Here is a 533-nt window from a genome sequence, read left to right on the forward strand (position 1 = left end):
CACTACGCCGACGACCTGGCCACCGTGATCGACACGCTGGACCTGAAGGACGTCACCCTGGTCGGCTTCTCCACCGGCGGCGGCGAAGTGGCGCGCTACATCGGCCGCCACGGCACCGGCCGGGTCAGGAAGGCGGTGCTGGTCAGCGCCGTGCCGCCGCTGATGCTGCGCACCGCCGACAATCCGGGCGGACTGCCGATCGAAGTGTTCGACGGCATCCGCAAGGCCTCGCTGGAAAACCGTTCGCAGCTGTACCTCGACCTTGCCTCCGGCCCGTTCTACGGCTTCAACCGTCCCGGCGCCAAGGTCTCGCAGGGCCTGATCGACGCGTGGTGGGCACAGGGCATGCAAGGCGGCCACAAGAACACCTACGACTCCATTGCCGCGTTCTCGGCCACCGACTTCCGCGACGACCTGAAGAAGTTCGACGTGCCGACCCTGGTGATCCACGGCGACGACGACCAGATCGTGCCGATCGACGCCGCCGGCAAGGCTTCGGCCGCCCTGATCGAAGGTGCCAGGCTGATCGTCTA

Annotated in this window: 1 protein-coding gene; it reads left to right on the forward strand. The window is 67.4% G+C overall.

What is annotated here, in order from left to right:
• Positions 1-533: alpha/beta fold hydrolase (locus OK345_RS17720; RefSeq protein ID WP_265129326.1), on the forward strand; the 533-nt coding region annotated here is incomplete at both ends.

The sequence above is a fragment of the Xanthomonas chitinilytica genome, assembly GCF_026107455.2.
In the GTDB taxonomy this organism is placed as follows: domain Bacteria; phylum Pseudomonadota; class Gammaproteobacteria; order Xanthomonadales; family Xanthomonadaceae; genus Stenotrophomonas; species Stenotrophomonas chitinilytica.